Genomic DNA, 738 nt, shown 5'->3' with positions numbered 1-738 from the left:
CGTAACACCACCCCGTGACCGGGTGTTCCGGCCCAGTGACCCCGCACCCCCGCTCGGCGAGACTGACGCCATGACCATCGACACGAAGAGCGGCAACGGGCGGACGAAGGGGCGGGACCTCGCACTCGCCGCGGTGCGGGGGCTGGGGATCGCCCTCGTCTCCCTGCCGGGGGCGGTGCTGTGCTTCACCCTGTCCCTGGTGTCCATGGCGCTCATCCCGATCGGGATCGGTCTCGTCACGACGCCGTACGTACTGAACGGGGTGCGGGCGTTCGCGAACTGGCGGCGGGAGCTCGCGGCTCAGTGGGGCGGGGTGCGGATACCTCCGGCGTACCGGCCGCTGCCGAAGGACGCCAATCCGTGGTCGCGCANNCGGCCGGGTTCGTCACCGCGCTGCTGCCGGCCATGCTGTGGCTGTTCCCGCTGGAGGGCTTCGCGCTCGCGGCCGGGCTGTGGCGGGTCTCTCCCGAGGGGTACTGGTACGGGTTCGTCAAGGTCACCGGGCAGGTGTCGGCGTTCGGCGCCGCCGCCCTGGGCCTGGTCGTCCTCTCCTTCGCGCGGTTCCTCACCCCGTCGCTGCTGGACGTCCACTTCCGGCTCACCCGGGCCGTCCTGGGCTCGAACCAGCCCGAACTGGCCGAGCGAGTGCGGGTCCTGACCGAGACGCGGCGCGATGCCGTCGACACCTCCGCCGCCGAACTGCGGCGCATCGAACGGGACCTGCACGACGGCGCCCAG

At 72.3% G+C, this 738-nt stretch carries 1 pseudogene; it reads left to right on the top strand.

The annotated features are described in order from the left end of the window. Window positions 1-70: 70 nt before the first annotated feature. A pseudogene (locus CCL05_RS42995) lies at window positions 71-738 on the top strand (sensor domain-containing protein); the annotation flags it as partial.

Origin of the sequence: Streptomyces africanus, assembly GCF_002150735.1 — a bacterium.
GTDB classification, from domain to species: Bacteria; Actinomycetota; Actinomycetes; order Streptomycetales; family Streptomycetaceae; genus Streptomyces; species Streptomyces africanus.
The sequence above is the reverse complement of the archived record's forward strand: the minus strand, read 5'-3'. Positions and strand labels throughout refer to the sequence as shown.